Source organism: Hwanghaeella sp. LZ110 (genome assembly GCF_048892525.1).
In the GTDB taxonomy this organism is placed as follows: domain Bacteria; phylum Pseudomonadota; class Alphaproteobacteria; order UBA8366; family Aestuariispiraceae; genus Pacificispira.
Genome location: NZ_JBLZHT010000005.1, coordinates 120484 through 143392, shown reverse-complemented (window position 1 = coordinate 143392; position 22909 = coordinate 120484). Strand labels below are relative to the sequence as shown.

Here is a 22909-nt window from a genome sequence, read left to right as displayed (position 1 = left end):
GTATTTCATTTTTTTAGGGGGTTAAATTCTTTTCTCGCGTCTGCACAGTTTTACTGTGTCGCTGGTGTGTCGCCGGGCATTTTCTTCCGTGCCAGATTCTCTCGCCAGGTCAGCAATAATGCGCCGCATACAATCAGACCTGCCCCCACCAGGCTGTATAGACCCGGTATTTCATTGAATACGATCCAGCCGTAAACGCTGGCAAAAATCAGTGTTGTATAGAAGAATGGGGCGGCGACATTCGCTTCTGCCATGGCGATGCCTTTCAGGAATAGGGACTGTGCAGATACCATGATAACGCCCAAGGCGACCAGCATGACCCATTGTATGGGAGTTGGTGGTTTCCAGAAGAAAATCACGGCAATGCTGATAATCAGGGCCGCGACGCCATTATTGATTGCCAGAATCTTCAACGGTCTTTCGCGCCCGCTCAGCAGTTTGATGAAAATCAGTTCTACCCCCAAAAAGGCGGCTGCGGACAGCGCGATCAATGCAGCGGGTTGGAACGTATCCAAACCTGGTCTGGTCAGGACCATGGCACCCAAAAAGGCAATGCCTGCGGCCAGCCAACGCCAGGGGCCGATGGTTTCCCGCAAGAAAAAGATGGCAAAAATCATGCTGAACAGCGGGCTTAGAAAGCTGATAGCCGTCGCATCGGTCAAAACCATCAACCCGGCGGCGGCGAACATTCCGATCACCCCGCCAAGCCCCAAGAGAATTCGCCCCAGATGCAATAGCCAGGGTGTATCGTTCAGCGTGACGCCTCGCATCATTGCGATGGGTAGGATCGTGCAGGCCGCGAAAAAGAACCGGGCCCAGGAAACCTGAACCGGATGCAGGGCTGCTTCTCCCGCAATTTGCGGCCCTAAGGCCCGCGCGATCAATGTTGTCATCGCCACCAGGACGCAACACATAACGATATAGGCGGCGCCCTGCACATTGTTGGGGGCGGGCGCTTTGAAGGTATAGGACTGGCTTGGCACCGAAAGGAACACTCTCTAGAACAGAGGATAGGATTGCAGCGCAATGATAGGAATGGGTTTCCCGATTGGCAATGTCGGGAGTAACCCTTTAAACAAGCGCATCGCTGATATCCCGCACAATGTTAGGCGCACGAGGTACCATGGCCATTTTATCCATCCAATCGCATGTTGCTTACGGTCATGTGGGAAATGCCGCGATAACCTTTCCGTTGCAACGTTTGGGGCGCGAAGTCTGGGCGGTTCACACTGTCATGTTTGCGGCCCATGCCGGCTATGGTCCCCCAAAGGGACCGGTGTTTTCTGCGCAAACCATACGGGATGTTGTTTCCGGGCTGGAGCAGATGCAGGTGCTTCCCCGATGCAAGGCAATCCTCAGCGGCTATTTGGGAGATGCGGATTTGGGCGCGGCTGTTCTGGATGCTGTGGCAACAGTCAAGCAAGCTAACCCGTCGGCTCTATATTGTTGTGACCCTGTTATGGGGGATGTTGCGCCTGGCATTTATGTGCGCGATAACATTCCAGCCTTTATGAAAGAACGTGCAATACCCGCCGCTGATATTGCGACCCCGAATGTGTTTGAATTGACCCTGCTGACCGGTATCGCGGTAACGGATATCGCTTCCGCTCTGGCTGGGTGTCGGGCCCTTCTGGCGCTAGGCCCCAAGCTGATATTGCTGACCAGTTTAGAGGGGGATCAGACCCCACAGGGGCATATAGAAATGCTGGTTGTGACACAGCAGGCCGCGTGGCTGGTTTCCACACCCAAGCTGGATCTGAATCCTGCGCCGAATGGAGCGGGGGATTTAACGGCGGCCCTGTTCCTGGCATTTTATTTGGAAAATCGACAGGCGGATGCGGCTTTGGCGCGAACCGCCGCGGCCGTGCACGCAGTTTTTGGCGCAACCCAGGCGGCTGGGACGCGGGAATTGGCGTTGTTGGATGCCCAGGATGATATCCTGCACCCGAGACAGCTGTTTCAGGCGAGAATTGTTTCGTAATAAATTTTGTTAACCTTATTTAATACGAGGCATTGCAAAATTGCGCTAATATGCGAAATATCTCGGGCAAATAATGTCGTGCGCTGGATGGGGCGATGGGCGCGGACAAAGGACAGTGAACAGTGGATGAGGCGCTGAAGCCGACAACCGAGCAACAGGATAGCCTGCATATCCTGCCATTATGTATGATTCCGATAAAAACACCGGCTTTGCGCCGCGCCTGCCTGGTCAAAAACAGCCGGCTGGAAACAGCCGTTGAATTGTTCAGGGACAAGGCGGGGGTCAGCGGTCAGCTGTATGTGCAGGACCTGCCGGATTTTTTTGAAGAAACGGACGCTGAAAGTCTGCCCGACGATATGGTAAAAATCCGAGGCTTGGACAAGATGCCCAGCTTCGACGTTTATTCCTGTCGGATCTCCTTGCGCGCGCTGGGCATCGCCGTGAATGATGAAGAATACCTCAAGCTCTCTTCGGAGCGTCAGGCAATCCTGGCGGATCGAATGCGGGAATTCACCAGACCATTGATCGCGCAGGTTTTTGGCACGGATGTGGACGGGCTGGATGAAAGCATCGATCTGATCGCGATGTTGCGTAACCCGCATCAGGAGGATACACGCTCTAATCTTGCGAAATTAGCGCGAGAGCTTGATGTGAAGGTGATGGATATTCCCCGGTTCGTTGAAGATTATGGGGATATCTTCCTGTCGCTGGCCTATTTCCGGGACTGCCTGGATAAGATTGCGCCGACCGTAGAGCGATTCATTGTCTGGCTTCAGGAAATGAAGGGGGCCTGGACCATTCGCAATGATCGACCCAAAGAGCGAATGATCGATCAGGTCGAAGCGGATATGAAGGAAATTGTCCGCCTTATCAATTTGCGTTTCGACACATTCGACCGCAAAACCCATGATTTCTGGGATAATGCCTCTGCGGAGCATTTCAAGGCCGTTCGGCAATATATTACCAGCCACCATACCTCTGTTGGCGGCGTCCTGTGTGGTCTGACCATGAAAATGGATTCCTGGAAGACCCGGTTTCCAAACAAAAACCCGGGTGGACCCCAGGCTCGTTTAGAGTTTTTGAATGGTGAAATCCTACCTGGCCTGGATACGATCAAGAAACTGGAACGCTCTGCAATTGATCTGAAGTAGCGGCTTTTGTGATTGAAATACTGGTTGCTTAGCCTACGTGAAAATCAGTCTTTTAATAACAAATGGGCACGGATTGGGCTGTTTAACCTGCTTCTTCGCCATGATCGGTTGCCGTACACGCTATGTTTAGTTCTGAATTTTGGAATATTTATGCGGAGGCGACAAAGACCGCTCTTGGCTTTTTCTGGAAGGCCGGGTGGGCTTTTGTCCTGGGGTATTTTATCAGTGCAATGATTCAGACCTTCGTGCCCAAACGGAATTTAACCCGTGTTATGGGCAAGGCTTCGCCTCAATCTATCCTTTTTGCAACAGGCTTTGGCGCCGTATCTTCCTCTTGCTCCTTCGCTGCCTTGGCAGCCGCTAGGGCTCTGCTCAGCAAGGGAGCGCATTTCATTGCGGCGGTCGCGTTTATGTTTGCCTCAACCAATTTGGTTATCGAACTGGGAATTCTGATTTATATCTTTCTGGGCTGGCAGTATTTGGCCGCCGAGATTATCGGTGGCTTGATCCTTATTGCGATCAGCAGCGTTTTAATCCGCCTGACCTATCCCAAATCTTGGATGCAGCGCGCCCGCGAGAAGGTGGAAGGAGAAGCCGAATCCGGCACGGACGATTTCGATTGGCGCCAGCGGTTGGTTAGCCGGGAAGGCTGGCAAATGGTCGGCCATACCTTCGTGATGGATTGGCTGATGGTCTGGAAAGAGGTGCTGATTGGCTTTGTCGTTGCGGGCTTTGTCTCTGTCCTCGTTCCACCAGCAGTCTGGGGCCAGATATTCTTGATCGATATGACATCGACACTGCCAGCTTGGGTGATCGCTGTTGAAAATGCGCTGGTAGCACCCTTCGTTGCGGCAGCCACCTTCATCGGATCAATGGGTAACATCCCACTGGCAACAGTGCTCGCCTCCAATGGGGTGATGTTTGCCGGTTTGATGGGGTTCATCTATTCCGACCTGATGGTGCCTCCGCTGGTTGCCGTGAATGCAAAATACTATGGGTATCGCGTCGCCCTGTATATCGCTGGTATCATGTATATCAGTATCGTCGCCACCGCGCTGATCCTGTCCGGCAGCTTTGCCCTGCTGGGAATTTCCCCGGAAAGTGCGCGCACGGTCACTGATATCGTTCAGTTCCAGATTGACTACACATTCTGGCTGAACCTGGCCTTTATGGCCGTGACAGCCAGTCTTCTCTTCTTAGCCTCCAAACACAAACATGACGGTCATGGCCATAATATGGAAGGCGATGGCCCGATCAAACGTGTTGCTACCGCAGGGGCGATAGCGGTCTTAGGCGGAGGGGTTCTGGTTTGGGCCTTTGTCTGATGGTTATCGTATTGCAACAGGTCGTCCTTTAACGTCGCTCTTATCAAGCGGGGATAAGGACCGGAAATTCATCCGCCTGCAGCGGGTCGCCATCTTGCAATGTCACCTGGTTGAAGGGCGGGGAGGTGACAATACCCTCGCGCCGGGCGAACCGTACCCCATCGCCGACCAGGCGCAGGGAAAAGGCGCGGCGCTGTTCGCTGGGGCTGTTGTTTGCCGGTGCCCCATGGATGGTCCGATAATCAAAGGCAATGGCATCGCCCGGGGATACGTCCCAGGAGACAATGTCATAGTCGCCCCTGTTCTCATTCACATTGGGAATATCTTCCAGGATATCATTTTCGTTCAACGGCTGACCGTTAAACCGCTGCGGGCGATAGAATTTGCCCCATAGATGAGACCCTGCGATGAATTCGACGCCCCGTTCATGCGGAACCTCATCCAGGGGAATCCAAAGGCTGGCCGTCTTGGGGCCATCCACACAGTAATAGGGCATATCCTGGTGCCAGGGCGTTGGCACCCCAGCCTGAGCCTCTTTGACCAGTACATGTTCGTGAAACAACTGCACCATCTTGCTGTCCATTAACTCTGCCCCGATTTCTGCGGCGGGAGAGTTAAAGATAAAGTCCTTGTACTGGGGGATACGCTGCCAATTGCAATAGTCGACGAAGAAGCGGCCACCGCCATTCTCCCCGGTATAGATACGGGCCGTCGGATCTGGTTCGCGCATGTTCAGGGCAACGCCGTCGCGCAGCGTTTCAACCCAGTCCTTAAACACGCCCCGCATTACAGTCACGCCATTGTTGCGGAACTCTGAAACGGTCTGTTCATCAAGATGCTGTGTCATGTCTACTCCGCGCGTTGAAAGGGCTGAGGGCATCTTTACAAAACATTAGTCATCAAAGATAATAATATTAATGTATACTCAATATCAAAAAATCAAATCTATAACTCTGAAACAAATCGTTTATGCGCTGGCGGCTGCGGATGCGGGCAGCGTGACGGCGGCGGCGCATAATCTGCATGTGTCACAGCCATCGATTTCTACCGCCATTGCGGCCTTGGAACAGCATTATGGTCTGAAGCTGTTCACGCGGCATCCGGCCCACGGCGTCTCGCTGACACGGTTTGGTGTGAAGGTCATGGCGGAGGCCCGCCTGTTATGCGATCAGGCGCAAACAGTTGCCGCTCTGGCGGGCCCCAATGCAGGATTAAGCGGTGAAATCGGCCTGTGCTGTTACGAGGCGATTGCGCCTTACATCCTGCCCCGGCTGCTAATGCGCCTTCGGGAAAAGCTGCCCGACGTCATCGTCCGCTATACGGAGGCGGATATGGAAGGGGTGGCCAACACCCTGAAACGGGGCGCGGCGGATCTGGCCATCACCTATGATCTGGGTCTGGAAAGCGATATGCTGACCCAGACGATCTATAGCTTACAGCCCCATGTGATCTGTCCGGTCGATCATGAATTTGCCGACAGAAAGAGTGTGTTTCTGTCTGAATTACATAATCAGAAACTGGTCCTGTTGGATCAACCGTTAAGCGCCCAATATGTCCTGGGGCTTTTGAGGGCCAGCAAGGTTGATCCCATCATCACGGCACAGGTCCGTGGCTTTGAACTGCTGCGGTCACTGGTCGCCAATGGGTTTGGCATTGCTGTTACCCACACTCATCCCAAAACCGCCGTCACCTATGATGGCCGCCCCATCTGTTCCATCCCCATCGCCGATGATCTGGCGGAACAGCGGATCCTGCTGGCCTATATGCCCCAAACCCAAATCCGCCCCGTCCTCAAGGCCGCCCAAGCGGAAATCGTTGCGAGTTTTGTAAATTATGTTACGGTGTAACTATGTTTGGGTAAGGGGGAGATCGAGGAAATGACAATGTAATTTTCCTTGAAATTTACCTGGTAATAATCTATTTAAGTATCAACACACCCGCCACGCCTCTCTACGATGCGCACCCGGCGGGTTTTTCTTTTTTGGGGACATAAATGCGATACGATGAACCCGCACTTACCTTGATCCAACAAATAACGATGCTTCGACAGCGCGGACTCATTATACCAGACGATGATTTCGCACAAAAAGTATTGCGGTTTGTTGGGTTTTTTAGAATGCGAGGATATTTTTTGCCATTTAGAGAGCAGGATGCCAACGGAGTTCGGGGCAACTTTAAATTGGGTACAACATTTACAGAAATTGTTCAGGTTTACATATTTGATCGGAAGTTGAGACTTTTAGTAATGGACGCGATGGAACGCATAGAAGTTGCCAGTCGCACTGTGATATCCAATGAAATGAGTGTTCAATATGGACCTCATTGGTATTTGGAAAGCCGTTATTTTCGACGGTTTGACCACGATAAGTATATTAGCGATATTCGAAATGAGATTGGTAGTAGAGAAGAAGGAAGCAGGCACCGAGATTCTTTCATTGCAAGCTACTACGAGCAGTATTGTGAGCCAGACTTACCACCAAGTTGGATGATATTCGAAGTGCTACCCTTTGGGTATGTTTCTAAAACGTATTCTAGATTGGCTCCAGAACCAAGAAAACAAATTGCAGAGAAATTTGATGTATCTCATAGAGTGCTTGAATCTTGGCTGCACACTCTTTCATCGCTAAGAAATTTGTGTGCGCACCATTCTCGCCTATGGAACAGAAACTTTGGTGTACGGCCTAAAAAATACAAACCGATTGAAGAGCACTTTAAAGTATATGATCGATTTTATGCGCAAGCGGTGGTGATAAAATCATTACTTGATAGTGTAGCAGGGCATCCAAAATGGGCGCACGATCTGGCAAATCTACTTGATGAATCTTCATTTATTGATCCAACCGCTATGGGGTTCCCGCCTCAGTGGCGCACGACATCTTTGTGGAACATAGAAGAATCAATGTAGTCTAATACTTCTCTGATTTTATGATTGACGGAATTTATTTAATAGACTGGTGTCACGTGACACCCGATGGATAACGCCAATTTAACGCTCGGAGATTAATACTTTCAATCAATGACTTAGGGCAAGCATGTGCCCTAAGTCATTGGAAAGATTGGTCGGAGAGGCAGGATTCGAACCTGCGACCCCCTGCTCCCGAAGCAGGTGCGCTACCAGGCTGCGCTACACTCCGATAGGGTGCGATCGGATGATGGCGAACCATCACCATAAAGCGGAACGGCTTATAGCGCTCCGGCTCAGGCGGTGCAAGATGTGGATTGCATCGGGTCCTGGAATTTTCAAAACCGGCGGGAGTGCGATAGGCTTGCGGAAATAGACAGCAAGAGGGTGTTTCTTCAGTGATTACGGATGTTCTGGATTTTTGGTGCACACAGCATGGACCCAAGGATTGGTTTGCGCGGTCCGACGCTTTGGATGCGGCGATCCATCAGCAGTTTTCTGATCTGCATCAGTCATTTTGCGATAGCAGCGATGCGGCCTGGGCGGTGTCGGATACGCCGCTGGGCGCGCTGGCGGTGGTGATCGTGCTGGATCAGTTTTCCCGCAATTTGTATCGCGACTCGGCAAAAGCCTTCGCGATGGATCCATTGGCCCGGGACATTGCCCGCTATGCCATTGCGCGCGGATTTCATACCGATCCCGGTCTGCCTACCCTGTCGGAGCTCTTCTTCTATCTGCCATTTGAACACAGTGAATCCCTGGCAGACCAGGACTGGTCCTGTGCGCTGATCGCCAGTATGGGGGATGAAACCTATGACGAATATGCCAGGCAGCATCGCGACATTATCGTTAAGTTCGGGCGCTTTCCCCATCGCAATGCGGCGCTTGGTCGGATCAGCACCGATGCAGAGCGCGACTTTCTGACCCAGCCAGGCTCTTCTTTCTAGGCATCGGGGCCAAATGCCTTTTCCTGACGCGGCGGGTCCAGTATGACTTTCGCACGTCAACAGATAATCCCGCCCCTTCTTCTCTTTGAGTTGTGATGTCCAGTCTCCGCCCCATCCTGCCGCTTATTCTGGCCACTGTGTTCAGTATCATCGGCCTTGGCATCATCGTGCCGGTTCTGCCGTTTCAGGTGACCGCGTTAGGGGGAGAGAAGGGCGCGGCGCCGCTGATTTTTTCTGCATTCTCCATGGCTGCTGTGATCAGTGCACCGGTTTGGGGCTGGTTGTCTGACCGGATCGGGCGCAAGCCGGTGCTGCTTGCCTCTGCTTTGGCGACGGTGCTGTCTTATCTTTGGCTGGCGAATGTTGAGGGACTGGCTGAAGTTTATGCCAGCCGGGTCATGGCGGGGCTGGCGGCGGGATGGTTCACAGCGGCGGCGGCCTATGTGTCGGATGTGACATCGGATGCAGACCGGGCAAAGGGTATGGGGATGCTGGGGGCTGCTTTCGGGGTCGGCTTTTGCATCGGGCCAGGCCTGGGTGCCTGGGCGGTTGGGGGCGATGCGCCAAATTATGCGCTGCCCGCCTATGCGGCGGCAGGCTGTGCGGCGCTGGGCCTGTTGATCGCGGTGCTGTTCGTTAAAGAACCCGCGCGACACAGTGACGACCAAATCGTTCGCTTTGCCACCAATGTGCTGCGCAACAACAATATCTCCCTGTTATTGGTGCTGCATTTCACAATCCATCTGGTCTTCACTGCGATGGAAGGGGTATTTGCCATTTGGGCGGCCGCAGAATTTGGGCTGGGCGCGCGGGAGGTCGGGTATTATCTGGCCTTTTCCGGATTGATCACTGTGCTGGTTCAGGGGGGATTGGTGCGCCGTGTTGTGCCCATATTCGGGGAGGCGCGGGTGATCATCTTTGCGGCTGGAACACTAACGGCAACGATGCTGGCGATCCTGATCGTGGACGCCCCAATAATGATCCTGCTGCCCATGGGCCTGCTGGCGATCGGGATGGGGTTGCACAATCCCGCCATGCAAAGCCTGTTGAGCCAGATTGCCCCCAAGGCAATGCGTGGCGGCACATTGGGCAATGCCCAAAGCGCCCAGTCCTTCGCGCGAATCTTAGGGCCTGCCTGGGGGGCGGCAGTTTTCAGCGCCTTTGGGCCGGACTCCCCTTTTATCATTGGCGCGGTGATCTTCGTCGGGGCCACCATTTTCGCCTATTATCTGGCGCGACGGTTTCCCAAAACCGCAGTTTGAGCCGCTGAACCCGCCGTCAATTATCAGCGGATGCTTAAGCGTTGGATATAGGCTATACTGCGCTGAATGGACCGGACCACCGGCCCTCCCCTTCATGAATGGGCGATACTGTGTCGCCATTTGCGCGGGACCCCGTTTGGGGCCTACCCCCGCTTTACTCGGAGAGTCGCATGGCAAAAGCAAAACCTAAGAAAACGCAGACGGTTGTTTCAAATACTCCCCTGACGGCCGCCCCTCGCGTGCCTTCGGGTAAGCCCACGGCCGTTGCGCAATTGAAGACATTTAAGGCGGAATTGGACCGTGCCCCGTCGGGTATGAAAAAAGATGCCGCCCTGCGCCAATACGCCATCGCCGATGCCGCGATGAAGGACAATAATGATCGTGGTCTTTTGAAGGCACTGGAAGAAGCAAAGAAACTGCTGCGCTGAGCGATATTTACAGCGGGCCCGCCCTTCAAGACGAAACGCTCCTCAGGGAGAGGGTGCCTATGTCGTCGTCACCCCGGACTTGATCCGGGGTCCAGGGCGGCAGGCACGATGGGCGTGGGTGTCCCTGGGCTGCCGCCTGCGCGGGAGTGACGGCATTGTTTGCAGATATCACCACCCTCCTGTGAGGGACGGCAATGCCGCGTGCTTTCATCGGGAGAGTCTAGGCTGCTGCCGTCTTCTGGTCGCCCTTAAACTGCAAGGCCGTCAAATAAGCCTTCACGGTGGCATCGAAGCCCATCCACAACGCATCTGCTGTGAAGGCATGACCGATGGAAACTTCGTCCAGCCGGGGCAGGGCGCGGATCAGGTTCGGCAGATTCTCTGTTGTCAGGTCATGTCCGGCATTGATCAACATGCCGGCATCCAGCGCCGCCTGGGCCGATCTGGCATAGCGGGCCAATAACGCGGCCTCGTTCGCCGTACCAAAGGCATCAGCATAGGGACCCGTATAGAGTTCGACGCGGTCGGCCCCCAGGGCGGCGGCTTTCCGCATCGCCGGGGCCGGATCGTCGGTCGCATCCATGAACAGCGCCACGCGACAGCCAAGACCTTTTAAGGTGGCGATTGTCTGCTTCAGCCGGTCAGCCTCCCCAAACACATCCCAGCCACTGTCAGACGTGGCAGCATCGGGGGAGTCCGGGACCAGCGTTGCCTGATCCGGGCGGACCTTGTTGATGATGGCCAGGAAATCATCGAAGGGATTGCCTTCCACATTAAATTCCACCCCGCGCGCGGCCCATCCTTCATCGCGGATCATCGCGGCGATGTTCATCACATCGCTCTTTCGGATATGACGCTCATCCGGGCGCGGATGCACGGTCAAGCCATGGGCACCCGCCCGCAGCACGGTACGGCCCGCCTCAATGGGATCGGGATAGCCGACATGACGCTGGTTGCGCAGCAGGGCCACCTTGTTCAGGTTCACAGACAGTTTTGTTTCAACGCGTTTCATACCAGAAATCCCGAACTTTGCTTAATTGGCTTTAGATATAGGATGTTCACAGCACTTTGATAGGGCCATTTTGATGAAATCGTGCTGGACCTTTCGCAGGGATTGGTTGATAAGCCGCAGATGGTTTTGTCCGATAATATAAAAGGCGCGTCCTTGATGGCGGCCAGCATGGCGGCGTTTATCGTCAATGATACATTGATGAAACTCGCTTATGATTTCGTTTCCATGTATCAGGCGATGTTGCTCCGGGGATTGGCCGCGACCGCAATGATCGTGGTGATTGCAGCCTGGCGACGCGAGTTGAAAGTCTCCGTTCCAAAGCGGGAGCGGGGCATTCTGGCCCTGCGTGTATTGGGGGAGGTCGGGTCCACCACCGCCTTTCTGACGGCCCTGTTGCATATGCCGCTGGCCAATCTGACAGCCATCATGCAGACCATGCCCTTGGCCGTGACTCTGGCGGCGGCGGTATTCCTGAAAGAGCCCTTGGGCTGGCGGCGCTGGTCGGCGATTGCGGTTGGATTCTGTGGTGTCTTGCTGATCGTGCGGCCGGGATCTGAAGGCTTCAACAGCTTTTCCCTGCTGGCGTTGGTCGCGGTCCTCTTTGTTGTGCTGCGCGATATCTCGACCCGGCGGTTGAATGCCCAGATACCCTCAATCTTCGTGTCCCTGCTGACCTCCGTCGCGGTCACGGTTCTGGCAGCAGTCATGGCCCCGACGATGGAATGGCGCCCCTTAAGCGGACATGCGCTCGCCTTGTTAGGCACGGCGGCCGTCTGTGTGATTTTCGGCTATATCTTCAGTGTGAAGGCCATGCGCGTCGGTGAAATCGCCTTTGTGGCCCCGTTCCGCTATACGATCATGATCTGGGCCATCCTGCTGGGGATCTTCGTCTTCAACGATTACCCCAGCCAATGGACCCTGATCGGTGCCGCCATCATCGTTGGCACCGGCGTCTATTCCTTCTACCGCGAACGCAAACGCCGTATCCTGGCCGCCAAAGTCGCACCGCGCAATCCGTAAGGCCGGCGGGCGGGGTTACCCCCGCATCCGCTCCGCCTTCGGGTCGAACAGGGTTTCGGTGATCAGGGTGGCCGTATGGGGCACCCCTAAGATTTCGATCTCGAATTTGCCACCCTCGATGATGCGTTCCTTGGGGATCATGCCGATGGCGACCGATTTGCGGGCCCAATGGGCGTAGCCGCCTGATGTGACATAGCCGATGACCTTGCCGTCCTGCCAGATCGGCTCGTCTGCGACACAATCAGCGGATTCCGGGCTGTCTGGCACATCCACGATGAAGGTCGCCAGATGGTTGGCGGGCGGATTCTCGCGCTCTGCAACGGCAACATCCCGACCAATGAAGTCATTCTTCTTGAAATTGCAGAAGCGGTCCAGGCCGGTTTCTGCCGGGGTGAAGTCCGGACGGAATTCCCGCAGCCAGGAGCCGAAGCTCTTTTCCAGCCGCAGCGACATCATGGCCCGCATGCCAAAGGGTTTCAGGCCCAGATCGTCCCCGGCACTCTTTAAGGCTTCATACAGCGCAACCTGATGATCGCGATGGACATAGATTTCATAGCCCAGATCACCGGTATAGGTGACGCGGTTGACCAGGGCCGGGATCGGCCCGATCTCGATGGCCGTGCAGCTCAGGAAGGGCATGGCAGTATTGGACGTGTCGCTGTCGGTGACGCGGGACAGCAAGTCCCGGGCGTTGGGCCCGGCGATCTGGAAGCCGATCCGCTCCAGTGAGACATTGCGCAGGCTGACCGAACCGTCTTCCGGCAGGTGCTGTTGGAACCAGCGCATATGGAAGGACTGGGCAGAGAAGGAGGCGGTCAATTGCACCTCTTCTTCCCCCAGGCGCGCCATGGTAAAGTCGCCGATGATCTTGCCCTTGGGCGACAGCATCGCGGTCAGGGCGATCTTGCCGACGGCAGGCACGCGATTGGTCATGATATGGTTCAGCCAGGCCACGGCGCCCGTGCCGGTGACCAGATATTTCCCGAAATTGTGGATCTCATTGATGCCCACCGCTTCCCGCACGGCGCGGCATTCGGCCCCGATGGCGTCAAAGGCACTGGAACGGCGGAAGCTTGGCGTTTCAAACAGCGGTTCGCCTTCGGGTGCGAAATAGTTCACATGCTCCATGCCATAGCCAGAGCCGAAGACCGCGCGTTCTGCCTTCCACAGGCCATAGGCGGGTGTGGTTTGTAGCGGGCGACCGACCGGCAGTTCTTCATTGGGGTAGGAGATGGAGAAGCGCCGCTGATAATTTTCCGTCACTTTCATGCGGGTATAGGGCCGGGTGCAGTAATCGCCAAAGCGCGCGACATCCATGGCATAGACGTTGCGGCTGGGCTCGCCCTCTACCATCCATTCCGCCAGCGTCAGGCCGACGCCGCCGCCCTGGCTGAAGCCTGCCATCACGGCACAAGCGGACCAGTAATTGCGCAGGCCCGGCACTGGACCGACCAGTGGGTTGCCGTCTGGCGCAAAGGTGAAGGGACCATTGATCACGGTCTTGATCCCCGCCGTGCCCAGCACGGGATAGCGCTTGAACGCTGCATCCAGTGGCTCTGAAATGCGGTCTAGATTGTTGTTCAGCAATTCATGGCCGAAATCCCACGGCGTGCCATTGACGGCCCAGGGGTCACAGTCCTGCTCATAGATCCCGATCACCAGCCCGCGGCCTTCCTGGCGCAGATAGGTCTCCCCCGCCGGGTCCATGACATGGGGCAATTCGGTCGGGTGGTTATAAACTTCAGGAATGTCGTCGGTGACCAGATATTGATGTTCCATCGGGTGTAGCGGCAGGAAGACGCCCGCCATCTGCCCGACCTCGCGCGCCCACAGGCCCGCCGCGTTGATCAGGTGTTCGCAGGTGACCGTGCCCTGTTCGGTGACCACATCCCAGCCGCCATCGGCGCGGGGATTGGTTTCCAGCACGCGGTTGCGCAGCACGATCTCTGCACCGGCCATGCGCGCCGCCTTGGCATAGGCATGGGTCGTGCCCGACGGGTCCAGATGTCCGTCCAGCGGATCATACAGCCCGCCCAACACGCCCTCGACATTGGTAATCGGCGACAGTTTCTGGATTTCCTCCGGCCCGACGACTTCGGTGTCCAGACCCATATAGCGATGCTTGGCACGCTCCGCCTTCAGGTAATCCAGCCGGTCGCGGGTCGTGGCAATCGTGACCCCGCCGACATGGTGCAGGCCACAGGACATGCCCGTGATCTCTTCCAATTCCTTATACAGGCGGATCGTGTATCCCTGCAGGGCGGCCATATTCGTATCGGCATTCAGCGTATGAAACCCGCCCGCCGCATGCCAGGTCGACCCGGAAGTCAGTTCAGACCGCTCAATCAGCAACAGGTCCGTCCAGCCCAGTTTGGTTAAGTGATACAGCACCGAACACCCAACAACACCCCCACCAATAACGACAACCCGGACATGCGACTTCATGCACTGCGCTCCTAGCAAAATTGAATTTTTGAACAGACCCGTTCAGACCCACACACTGCATCGCTTTAGGGAGAATGAAAAGAAGTAGAACCGTCGTCTATTGTCGGAGAAGCGGCATAAAAAACTTACTCTATCTACAATTTAAAAAGTTAGGCCTATCCAAAAATTCGTCCAATATTTTATGAAGATACATACGTTTAATATCAAAACTAAATACTAGTATTCTCGTTTGATTTCGGTGATAGTTCCAGCAAGTAAAATCTCTCGTTCCATTTGTATCGCCTTATACCATCTAGGCACCATTGGTGACACATCACTTACAATATCATTCAGTAATCCCGTTTTTGTTTTTTGCGGAAGGGAGTCCCACCAAGAAATTTTACAGTATGCATTCTCGCAAGTAGCTAGCGCTACATGCACAGCAAACCCAAGTCCCTTGCTCTTTATTTTATCAATAAAATCTTCTGCAAAATCAATATTTCTCTCGGATTGACTAGTCCACGTCAATGTTATCAATGAACTCTTTCCATCATTAATGATATTTAGTTGGATGACTGGAGGGTCATCGTAGGACAGTTCAAGTGAAAACAATTCGTTTCCTGAGAAGTCGTAATCAGGAAATCGGCCTCCGGCCACCACAACAGGTAGAACACTATCAATTTTTAAGGAAATATAATTTAATTTTTTGTAATCATTATTTATTAGCATATTATCAAAATTTTCTTTTATTGCTCTTGCTTCATTCAATGCGATTCTATTGTATCGGATTCTTTCTTTTATCATAGTTTGAATATCCACTTGTTCTGTTAAACTTTTTCCAGAATCCAGATTTTTACATAGTTCGTTAAAGTTTAATTCAGATTCTTTTTGAAACAACTCAAAGCAAACTACTCTATAGGATAGGAAAAATATAAAATCATCTGATGCACTTATTTCGTTAGTATCTACTATACGAAATATTTTATTGTCATGATGGCCACAAAAACCAGTGAAAGTTGAAGCATTGTTTAGGCCAATTTTTTTTGGTGCTGTAATTCCATTGTTTTTTTCAAAAGTGTTAAAATCTCCTGAGAAATTGTAAACATGGCCTTTTTCTGAAATTGATTTCAAGCATGTGCTTTTAGATATGGTGTGGGATTTAATGATTTTGTCACAAGTAGACGGTGATGCCTCTGGATGCGAACAATATTGTCTAGCAAAACTCTTTCGGGAATCGTTCCAAAATTGATACGGGTTTATTGTTTTTTGAGCTTCTTTATCTAGGTGACAATGTTTGTACTTTTTCCCAGAACCACACCAACATTTTTCGTTACGGCCCATTTTTTTTCTCGGATGAACGATTGGAATAGAATACAGAGGCATAAACTGATCTCTTTATTTTACTTGGGTGAAACATTTGAATAGAATCTACTATGCAGAGTTTATTTATCTATGTGCAATTTAAAAAGGACACTTTAACATAATACGAACAAGGTTCCTCACTTTTTCCGACAACAAACTTGGCGTGAAATAGCTGCCGGCGGTGCGTTTGGTGACTTCGGATAGGGTGGGGTAGGGGGCGATCAGGCTGGCGAGGGTGCTCATTTTCTGGCGGTTTTGCACGGCCCTGATCCAGGGCAGCAGCAGATCTCCTGCATGGGCACCGGCGAGGGTGCAGCCCAGGGCCCGGCCCTTTGTGTCGACGATTGCTTTGACCAGCCCGTCGGTGCGGCGTTCGGCTTGGGCGCGGTCGCTGTCAGGAAAAATAGCAGCAAGATTATCCCAAGCGGATCAATTGAGTTCTGAAAGTATTTTGCAGCCTGGATGCATCCCCTGAAGGGACGCCCGCAATTTTTGCATGTTGGGGCCATGCGCTTACCGCAGCGGCAATTTCTGCCAGGATTCGTTTTACTTTTGTTATTTTTATTCCGGCCATTTTTGCGAATGCCAGAAAGTCTTCGGGTGTGAAATCATCGCGTTTCCCATTCAGGCTCATCTGATGTTGACTGGTCCACGCGCCATCCGGGTTATAGGAATAAGCGATGTCAAAGGCGGGCGCTAGGCGCCATGTCCCCGCGCGATCCATCAGGAAGGCGATGTTCTTGACGTGATCGTCTTGGTTTCGGGTGATGACGTTAAAGAGGGCGCGGCGATATTGTTCTTCAATGCTGGGCATCGGAATACTGAGTAATTTTAGAGTTTGGATTGCTTGTTCGTAAGAGTAGGCACCGGCCATATTGAAATCGAAATGTTGCAGGGCGCATAGGCTCTGCATGTGAATTTTTTCACCTGATGTGGTTCGGTCAAATCGTTTGGTCATGAAATGCGCCCGCCCACCTTCCTCATGCAGGCGGCATGGCGTCATTTCGATTCCTGCCTGGCGGGCCATCCGGAAATAGGCATATTCAATACGTCCAAAACCTTGCGGATCCGCGATTTCCTTATCACGATTGCCGTCGATACCGTCGAATTTCATAATCCAGTAACCGAATTCTGAATCGTTGGGGATCTGACCGGATCGGAATTCACCAGTCTTTTCATTCCAGGCGAGTATTGCTTTCGCCCGGGCTCCGCCTGCGGACGTGCCTACACGCAGGATGTCTTCAATGGCGGATTGGTCATCAATGCCGTCGAACCGGCCGTTCAGGGTTTGGCGCGTGTCTAGGGCCTGATTGGCTAACTCAACCAGTGCTTCGATTTGGACTGTTCTGCTGGTATTCGAGACGGAGCCTCGGCTTGGCTGAAATTCTAACGCGCCCATGCCCCTGGACCCGGTGTAGCACAAGCGATCAACGGGATTGAAACTGGCGGCAGTTCGGTTCTCGCGCGCCAGCCAGGCATCGATCAGGGCGTTCCCGAATTTATCCGGCAAGCTGTCCGCCAGCAATCCAGGCAGGCCTTTGAAGGTTTGTTGGTTCAGGTTGGGGAACTCATAGGGGGCGTCGCGCAAGGGCATGGTCAGGGGCGCGACCTCAATCCCACTTTTGGCAAAAGCCCCTGAATACTGGAAAACGCCGATCTGACGATCCTCCAACCAGGAGACAGCGCCGATCTCTGATCCCCATAGTAAAACCCGTGCGTCGGTCATTTTGTCGACCCGTCATCCGCCCAGGTCCAGGGCTCAGCCTCGGTTGGCTTTCGGCGCGCCCGCTGGCGCTGTTTCCCTTTGAATTGGACTCTTTCGATGGGGCGCACTGTCGGATCAGGAATGAAGTTCTCTAAATGATGGTGAAGATTCAGGGCCAACATCACGCGAATGATGGTATCGAAGGAAACCCCGCCTTCGCCTGTTGCAAGGCGGGTTAGCGTGCGCAAGGAAATGCTGGCCCGTTTCGCCAGTTCGGATTGGTTCATATTCTGGCTGAGCCGAACCGCTTCCAGTCGGGCGCAGAGATAGGTTTCAATCTCTGCACTTGAGGCGATTTTTAAGTCAATTTTTTGCGTCATTTTTCGCGCTTTATAGACGTATTAAGAGATAACACGCGAATTATAGCGTATAATAAGGTTATACAATACTAAAAAATATAACACGCAAAATATCGCGTTTTATAGCGCTAATATGATATAAAAAGTAACATTTCGCGTGTTATATTAATTTCATCAAAAACCGTACCACTTTCCGCGTGCGCTCCGAAAACAGGCTGGGTGTGAAATAGCTGCCGGCTGTGCGTTTGGTGACTTCGGATAGGGTGGGATAGGGGGCGATCAAGCTGGCGAGGGTGCTCATTTTCTGGCGGTTTTGCACGGCCATGATCCAGGGCAGCAGCAGGTCCCCGGCATGGGCGCCGACGAGGGTGCAGCCCAAGGCGCGGCCTTTTTTGTCAACGATTGCTTTCATCAGCCCGTCGGTGCGGCGTTCGGCCTGTGCGCGGTCGTTTTCGTCGAAATGCCAGCGCAGGACCTGATAGTTTCCGGCCCCCAATTCCTTCTCCGCCTGCGCTTCGGTCAGGCCGATCTGGGCGAGTTCGGGGTCGGTATAGGTGACCCAGGGGACGGCCCGATGGTCAACCTTGGTCCAGAACATCTTAAACAGCATCTGGCGGATGACGATGCCCGCGTCATAGCCCGCCATATGGGTAAATTGCAGGCCGCCCGTCACGTCGCCAATCGCAAAGATGCGGCGGTTGCTGGTTTTCAGATGGTCATCGACGGTGACCGCACCGCGCTCTGTCTTAACGCCTGCCTTGTCCAGGTCCAGACCGGCGATATTGGCGCGGCGTCCTACGGCGACCAGCAGATGACTGCCGGTAATAACCTCCTGCTTACCGTCTTTTTCCACCGTGGCGGAAATGCCGGTATCGGTGAGGGCGACGCTTTTCAGCGCAGTCTCCTCGCGGATGTCCAGGCCTTCGGCGCGCAGGCGGTCCAAAACCAGGGCGGTGGCTTCGGGATCATCCTTGGCCAGGGCCTTTGCCATTTCGATGACGGTGACCTTACAGCCCAGACGGCGATGGGCCTGGGCCATTTCCATGCCGATGGGCCCGCCGCCGATGACCAGCAGGTGGTCGATGGGCTGGTCATTGTCGAAGACGGTTTCATTGGTCCAATAAGGCGTCTTGTCCAGCCCGTCGATTGGGGGAACAAAGGGGGTGGAGCCGGTGGCTATGACAAAGTATTTCGCCTGGATTTTTGTATCACCTGCCTGGACTTCTGCTGGGCTGAGGAAGCGGGCATGTTGCTGGATCACGGCGACGCCCAGGCTTTCGAAGCGCTCAACGGAATCATTGGGTTCGATTGCGGCGATCACGCCTTTGACATGCGCGCGGACTTTTTTCCAGTCGACCTTGGGGGGGACGGGCTCGATCCCGAAAATGTCAGAATGGCGCTGGACATGGGCGGCATGACCGGCGGCCAGCAATGCCTTGGATGGAACACAGCCAAAATTCAGGCAATCGCCGCCCATCAGCCCCTTTTCGATCAGAACCACGCGGGCACCCATCTGGGCGGCACCAGCTGCGACGCTTAACCCGCCAGAGCCTGCGCCGATGATGCAGATATCGGTCTTGATCGTGCCAGCCATAGTCTGTTCCCCGCAAAGGCGTTCGTGTTGATGTGAAACAAGGTGGCGATAGAGCGCCCCGTTTTGCGATACACATCATCTCACGTTGCCGTGACGAGACTCGATATCACGACTTTGGGAAAATCTCTAATGTCCGATTGCCGATCTGGGTCGGGCGGCGGGGTGTGATTGCATTTGATTTGAACAGCCACCCCCGCCTGGCGAATTCAGCCCGCAGCAGGGATGTTACAACCGCTGCCAGAATGCCGCCTGCGATCACATCGCTGAGGAAATGGGCATTCACCACGACCCGGCACAGGGCGACACTGGCGGCGATAACCATGGCTGGATAGATCAGGCGCGGCCACAGAAAGGCGATGACAAAAGCAACCGTGAAGGCGGTTGTGGCGTGGCCAGACGGGAAGGATTGGTAAGAGGACGTGAAACCGATAGGGTCGATGCCATACCAGTCTTCAGCCATCAAGACCCTTGGTCTGGCACGTCCGATCAGCATTTTAAACAGTATTGCCGCAATGCCGCTGAGCGCGATGGCGCTGAAGGCAAAGCCGATATAGACCCCGACTTGTTTGCACAGCGGCCGCATGGATCGTGTTTTATCCCACAGGCCAAGCCCGGTCAGGACTAATCCCACTATGCCAAGGGGATAGAGATAATAGGCGGAATCCCCAAAATCCCCCAACTGATGAAACATCAGTCTTTCCGAGGGGTTGATCTGGGCCAAAGCCCGGGCAAGCGGCGCATCCAGCAATATGATGAACAGAGGAAGGGATGTCGTCGCCGCCTGCAGGCCTGCAATCCAGGTTGCCTGATGGTCTGGGTCGATTGTGGCGTGAAATCGTTGTTGCAACAGCACCGCGGCAATTGTGATTACCGCCAGAATCGTTAGGCCCAGGAACAGGAACCCGGTCAGGAAGGCGATGATCCAAATCAGCATTGCCAGGGCCAAAAGCCCTGTTGCCGCAATTACGGTTCCCCCCGCGACGGCAAAAGACTGACGGGAATTGGTTGTGAGCGTGACATCCTTCGACGGCATTTGATTGTTCCAATCACAGGGACAGTGAGTCGCCAGCGGGCATCCTTTTCTTTCTACAGTTTTGATGTGAATGATGGGTGTCATCTGCATGAAGGCCGTGCGGCATATTTATGGCAGAGGCGGGGATGGAGACTGTTTTTTAAGGAAAATCACAAAGACCATCACAGATCGGTCACAAGCACGGGCTAGGGTGACCAAAAATATGTCGGTTGATCGGATTGATTTTTTGATATGATACGCAGCGCTTTCGCCCGTTTTGCCCTTCCGGGTCCCGTCGCTCTTCCAGTGCTTGCGCTGTTGAGCCTGTTGGTCTTTTTGCCGGGGTTTTTCAGTCTTCCGGCCATGGATCGCGATGAGTCCCGCTTTGCCCAGGCGTCCCGGCAGATGGTGGAAAGCGGCGATTTTCTGGACATTCGCTTTCAAGAGACACCTCGTCATAAGAAACCGATTGGCATTTACTGGCTGCAAGCGGCATCGGCACTTCTATTTGATACCCCTGATGCGCCGAAGATATGGGCCTACCGTGTGCCTTCCTTGGTCGGGGCAATTGTGTCGGTGCTGCTGACATGGGGATTGGGTCGGGTCCTGTTTGGCAGACGCGTTGCGTTTCTGGCAGCCCTGTTCCTGATGGGCAGCGTGTTGTTGGGGTTTGAGGCGCGACAGGCCAAGACCGATGCCGTTCTGTTAGCCTGCATCCTGGCGGCGCAATTGTGTCTGGCAATGGCCTATACGGCGCGATCCCGGGAGGCGCTGATCGGGCGCAAGACTGCCTATTGCTTTTGGTTTGTGCTGGGCATTGGGATTTTGATCAAGGGGCCGATCATCCTTTTGATAACAGGGGTCACGATTGTTGGTCTGATCGCCGTGGACCGTCGGGTGGATTGGTTCACCGCCCTGAAACCTTTATCGGGAGTGGGGCTGACCTGCCTGATCATCGCCCCTTGGTTCATTGCCATCGGGATTGCGACCGGGGGGGCGTTCTTTCAGGAGGCGGTTGGTCAGGATCTGGCGGGCAAAATTCTATCGGGGCAGGAATCTCATGGCGCGCCGCCCGGATATTATCTGTTGAGCTTGTGGTTGGCATTCTGGCCATTTGGACTGTTTGCCGGGCTGGGCCTGTTATGGGGTGCGCGCAATTTTTCATCTTTAGGCGCCCGGTTTTTGTTGGCATGGCTGACCCCCAACTGGATCATCTTTGAACTGATCGCAACCAAACTGCCGCATTATGTATTACCGCTGTACCCTGCGCTGGCGATGTTATGCGCGGCGGCGCTGGTACAGGAAATGCCGCGGGATCGACTGTTTCAAATTTTGAAAGTGTTCGGGCTTGGTATGACGGCGCTGATAACGGTGGTGTTGATGGTGGCCGTCGGCGCGGTCCTGGTGCTGTATGGTAACCCCTTATCATTCTGGCTTATTCCGGCGCTTCTGGCGGGAATAGCGATGTTGGGATTTCTGTGGGGTCCATTGCACGATGGCGCGCGCTTGGAACGGGGTATCCTTCCAATCTTTCTGGCGGGTGTATGCCTGATTGGATCGATTTTTCAGGGAGTCCTTCCTGCCGCACAGGATTTCTGGATTTCGAAATCTGTTGCGGACGTGGTGTCGCAGCGGCGGCAAACCTGTCCGGATGCACCCTTTTCTATTGTTGGATATTCTGAGCCCAGCCTTGTCTTCCTGGCAGGAACAGCAACTTATTTCACGTCGATAGAAGGGGCGGCGGCATCCTACCTGGCTGACCCAACCTGCGCCATTGTGGCCATCCCGGAAGCGTCTGCGCCAGATTTTCAGCAACGGGTCGAGGCATCGGGTGTTGCCCCGCATGCCGTCGCCCAAATTGAAGGTTTCAACTACAATGGGGGTCGGTCGGTACGCTTGACCATATACTCGGGTCAGCGATAGGCCGATCACCATTGATAACCAGTTTTCTGCGCCTTTTCATGTTATTATAATGCAACACATAATGTTAATTAGATGTGTTTCTCAGATTAAATAAACAATAAGGATTTTCCTGCAATATATTAGAAATCAAAGCCTGAAATACATCATAAATGTATTAAGATATGTGCTTTCTGTATGGCATAAATGGCGCGTATTATAAAGAAAATGTGCGCTTTTTGACCTTTTGACAATTTATGATATGGATATGCTTCTCAATTACTAAGCGAATCGTATCAAATGAAATTCGCAAAATGAAAAATAATGTGTGGTGCTGTACCAAAATAAAAAGCCCACCGCGGTTAGAAGGAGGGGATTCGCCAATGTTGTGGCATTCATCGGGTATGCGTGATTCAGGTCGGCGTTTAGGCCATCAGATCCTGTGTCGGGCGCATTCCACAGAAAAAAGCTAACACTATTGCGTATCCATTTCTGGAATGGATTTTGACAGACAAGTGGACGGAGT

At 53.7% G+C, this 22909-nt stretch carries 20 protein-coding genes and 1 tRNA gene; 10 read left to right on the top strand and 11 right to left on the bottom strand.

All coding sequences use genetic code 11. The features are described 5' to 3' along the window. Positions 1-50: 50 nt before the first annotated feature. Positions 51-983 (bottom strand): DMT family transporter, encoded by a 933-nt coding sequence (locus tag ACOSDM_RS11840; protein WP_420724739.1) that lies wholly within the window; start codon positions 981-983, stop codon positions 51-53. Positions 984-1123: 140 nt separating this feature from the next. Between ACOSDM_RS11840 and pdxY the strand changes: the two genes are divergently transcribed. The 3 genes from pdxY to ACOSDM_RS11825 all read left to right on the top strand — a co-directional run bounded on the left by pdxY (position 1124) and on the right by ACOSDM_RS11825 (position 4457). Further along, positions 1124-1981, top strand: coding sequence for a pyridoxal kinase PdxY (gene pdxY / locus ACOSDM_RS11835; protein ID WP_420724738.1), 858 nt, complete (start codon positions 1124-1126; stop codon positions 1979-1981). 122 nt (positions 1982-2103) lie between these two features. Beyond that, a complete protein-coding gene (locus ACOSDM_RS11830) occupies positions 2104-3132 on the top strand; it encodes a hypothetical protein (RefSeq protein WP_420724737.1) in 1029 nt (342 codons plus the stop codon). A gap of 122 nt (positions 3133-3254) precedes the next feature. Further along, a complete protein-coding gene (locus ACOSDM_RS11825) occupies positions 3255-4457 on the top strand; it encodes a permease (RefSeq protein WP_420724736.1) in 1203 nt (400 codons plus the stop codon). 43 nt (positions 4458-4500) lie between these two features. Here the strand turns inward: ACOSDM_RS11825 and ACOSDM_RS11820 are convergent, their stop codons facing one another. Further along, the gene (locus ACOSDM_RS11820; protein WP_420724735.1) at positions 4501-5304 is read right to left on the bottom strand and encodes a phytanoyl-CoA dioxygenase family protein; all 804 of its coding nucleotides are present in this window, start codon (positions 5302-5304) and stop codon (positions 4501-4503) included. 70 nt (positions 5305-5374) lie between these two features. Here ACOSDM_RS11820 and ACOSDM_RS11815 point away from each other — a divergent pair, with 70 nt between their 5' ends. Then, positions 5375-6304: a LysR family transcriptional regulator gene (locus tag ACOSDM_RS11815; protein ID WP_420724734.1), complete on the top strand. Its 930-nt coding sequence runs from the start codon at positions 5375-5377 to the stop codon at positions 6302-6304. Positions 6305-6450: 146 nt separating this feature from the next. After that, the gene (locus ACOSDM_RS11810; protein ID WP_420724733.1) at positions 6451-7362 is read left to right on the top strand and encodes an Abi family protein; all 912 of its coding nucleotides are present in this window, start codon (positions 6451-6453) and stop codon (positions 7360-7362) included. Between the two features lie 152 nt (positions 7363-7514). Here ACOSDM_RS11810 and ACOSDM_RS11805 read toward each other — a convergent pair. Further along, positions 7515-7591 (bottom strand) — tRNA-Pro (locus tag ACOSDM_RS11805). Between the two features lie 166 nt (positions 7592-7757). Between ACOSDM_RS11805 and ACOSDM_RS11800 the strand changes: the two genes are divergently transcribed. From ACOSDM_RS11800 to ACOSDM_RS11790, 3 genes are all read left to right on the top strand, one after another. Further along, positions 7758-8306 carry a DUF924 family protein gene (locus ACOSDM_RS11800; RefSeq protein ID WP_420724732.1) on the top strand — a complete coding sequence of 183 codons (549 nt, stop codon included), beginning with the start codon at positions 7758-7760 and terminating at the stop codon, positions 8304-8306. A gap of 95 nt (positions 8307-8401) precedes the next feature. Continuing rightward, positions 8402-9568 (top strand): MFS transporter, encoded by a 1167-nt coding sequence (locus tag ACOSDM_RS11795; protein WP_420724731.1) that lies wholly within the window; start codon positions 8402-8404, stop codon positions 9566-9568. A 170-nt stretch (positions 9569-9738) separates the two neighbouring features. Beyond that, complete coding sequence (locus ACOSDM_RS11790) at positions 9739-9996, top strand: hypothetical protein (RefSeq protein ID WP_420724730.1); 258 nt, start codon at positions 9739-9741, stop codon at positions 9994-9996. 220 nt (positions 9997-10216) lie between these two features. Here the strand turns inward: ACOSDM_RS11790 and ACOSDM_RS11785 are convergent, their stop codons facing one another. Further along, positions 10217-11008 carry a pyridoxine 5'-phosphate synthase gene (locus ACOSDM_RS11785; protein WP_420724729.1) on the bottom strand — a complete coding sequence of 264 codons (792 nt, stop codon included), beginning with the start codon at positions 11006-11008 and terminating at the stop codon, positions 10217-10219. An 81-nt stretch (positions 11009-11089) separates the two neighbouring features. Here ACOSDM_RS11785 and ACOSDM_RS11780 point away from each other — a divergent pair, with 81 nt between their 5' ends. Then, the gene (locus ACOSDM_RS11780) at positions 11090-12028 is read left to right on the top strand and encodes a DMT family transporter (RefSeq protein WP_420724728.1); all 939 of its coding nucleotides are present in this window, start codon (positions 11090-11092) and stop codon (positions 12026-12028) included. A 15-nt stretch (positions 12029-12043) separates the two neighbouring features. Here ACOSDM_RS11780 and ACOSDM_RS11775 read toward each other — a convergent pair whose 3' ends face one another. The 7 genes from ACOSDM_RS11775 to ACOSDM_RS11745 form a co-directional block, all read right to left on the bottom strand. After that, positions 12044-14473, bottom strand: coding sequence for a GcvT family protein (locus ACOSDM_RS11775; protein ID WP_420724727.1), 2430 nt, complete (start codon positions 14471-14473; stop codon positions 12044-12046). Positions 14474-14689: 216 nt separating this feature from the next. Beyond that, positions 14690-15835 (bottom strand): YecA family protein, encoded by a 1146-nt coding sequence (locus ACOSDM_RS11770; RefSeq protein WP_420724726.1) that lies wholly within the window; start codon positions 15833-15835, stop codon positions 14690-14692. A gap of 78 nt (positions 15836-15913) precedes the next feature. Next, positions 15914-16219 (bottom strand): hypothetical protein, encoded by a 306-nt coding sequence (locus tag ACOSDM_RS11765; protein ID WP_420724988.1) that lies wholly within the window; start codon positions 16217-16219, stop codon positions 15914-15916. Positions 16220-16229: 10 nt separating this feature from the next. After that, positions 16230-17540, bottom strand: a complete 1311-nt coding sequence (locus tag ACOSDM_RS11760; protein ID WP_420724725.1) for a type II toxin-antitoxin system HipA family toxin — start codon at positions 17538-17540, stop codon at positions 16230-16232. After that, entirely contained in the window at positions 17537-17899 is a 363-nt protein-coding gene (locus ACOSDM_RS11755; protein ID WP_420724724.1) for a helix-turn-helix domain-containing protein, read from the bottom strand. The genes ACOSDM_RS11760 and ACOSDM_RS11755 overlap by 4 nt, the downstream gene beginning before the upstream one ends. Before the next feature lie 139 nt (positions 17900-18038). Then, on the bottom strand, positions 18039-19472 hold the full coding sequence (locus tag ACOSDM_RS11750) for a dihydrolipoyl dehydrogenase family protein (protein WP_420724723.1): 1434 nt from the start codon (positions 19470-19472) through the stop codon (positions 18039-18041). A 106-nt stretch (positions 19473-19578) separates the two neighbouring features. Continuing rightward, entirely contained in the window at positions 19579-20505 is a 927-nt protein-coding gene (locus ACOSDM_RS11745; protein ID WP_420724722.1) for a phosphatase PAP2 family protein, read from the bottom strand. 231 nt (positions 20506-20736) lie between these two features. Here ACOSDM_RS11745 and ACOSDM_RS11740 point away from each other — a divergent pair, with 231 nt between their 5' ends. Further along, a complete protein-coding gene (locus tag ACOSDM_RS11740; protein WP_420724721.1) occupies positions 20737-22407 on the top strand; it encodes an ArnT family glycosyltransferase in 1671 nt (556 codons plus the stop codon). Positions 22408-22909 lie beyond the last annotated feature (502 nt).

Coding starts and splice junctions, on each gene's coding strand:
- pdxY (WP_420724738.1), top strand. CDS start 1,124: ATGGCCATTTTATCCATCCAATCGCATGTTGCTTACGGTCATGTGGGA.
- ACOSDM_RS11825 (WP_420724736.1), top strand. CDS start 3,255: ATGTTTAGTTCTGAATTTTGGAATATTTATGCGGAGGCGACAAAGACC.
- ACOSDM_RS11820 (WP_420724735.1), bottom strand. CDS start 5,304: ATGACACAGCATCTTGATGAACAGACCGTTTCAGAGTTCCGCAACAAT.
- ACOSDM_RS11815 (WP_420724734.1), top strand. CDS start 5,375: ATGTATACTCAATATCAAAAAATCAAATCTATAACTCTGAAACAAATC.
- ACOSDM_RS11810 (WP_420724733.1), top strand. CDS start 6,451: ATGCGATACGATGAACCCGCACTTACCTTGATCCAACAAATAACGATG.
- ACOSDM_RS11795 (WP_420724731.1), top strand. CDS start 8,402: ATGTCCAGTCTCCGCCCCATCCTGCCGCTTATTCTGGCCACTGTGTTC.
- ACOSDM_RS11790 (WP_420724730.1), top strand. CDS start 9,739: ATGGCAAAAGCAAAACCTAAGAAAACGCAGACGGTTGTTTCAAATACT.
- ACOSDM_RS11785 (WP_420724729.1), bottom strand. CDS start 11,008: ATGAAACGCGTTGAAACAAAACTGTCTGTGAACCTGAACAAGGTGGCC.
- ACOSDM_RS11775 (WP_420724727.1), bottom strand. CDS start 14,473: ATGAAGTCGCATGTCCGGGTTGTCGTTATTGGTGGGGGTGTTGTTGGG.
- ACOSDM_RS11770 (WP_420724726.1), bottom strand. CDS start 15,835: ATGCCTCTGTATTCTATTCCAATCGTTCATCCGAGAAAAAAAATGGGC.
- ACOSDM_RS11760 (WP_420724725.1), bottom strand. CDS start 17,540: ATGACCGACGCACGGGTTTTACTATGGGGATCAGAGATCGGCGCTGTC.
- ACOSDM_RS11755 (WP_420724724.1), bottom strand. CDS start 17,899: ATGACGCAAAAAATTGACTTAAAAATCGCCTCAAGTGCAGAGATTGAA.
- ACOSDM_RS11750 (WP_420724723.1), bottom strand. CDS start 19,472: ATGGCTGGCACGATCAAGACCGATATCTGCATCATCGGCGCAGGCTCT.
- ACOSDM_RS11745 (WP_420724722.1), bottom strand. CDS start 20,505: ATGCCGTCGAAGGATGTCACGCTCACAACCAATTCCCGTCAGTCTTTT.
- ACOSDM_RS11740 (WP_420724721.1), top strand. CDS start 20,737: ATGATACGCAGCGCTTTCGCCCGTTTTGCCCTTCCGGGTCCCGTCGCT.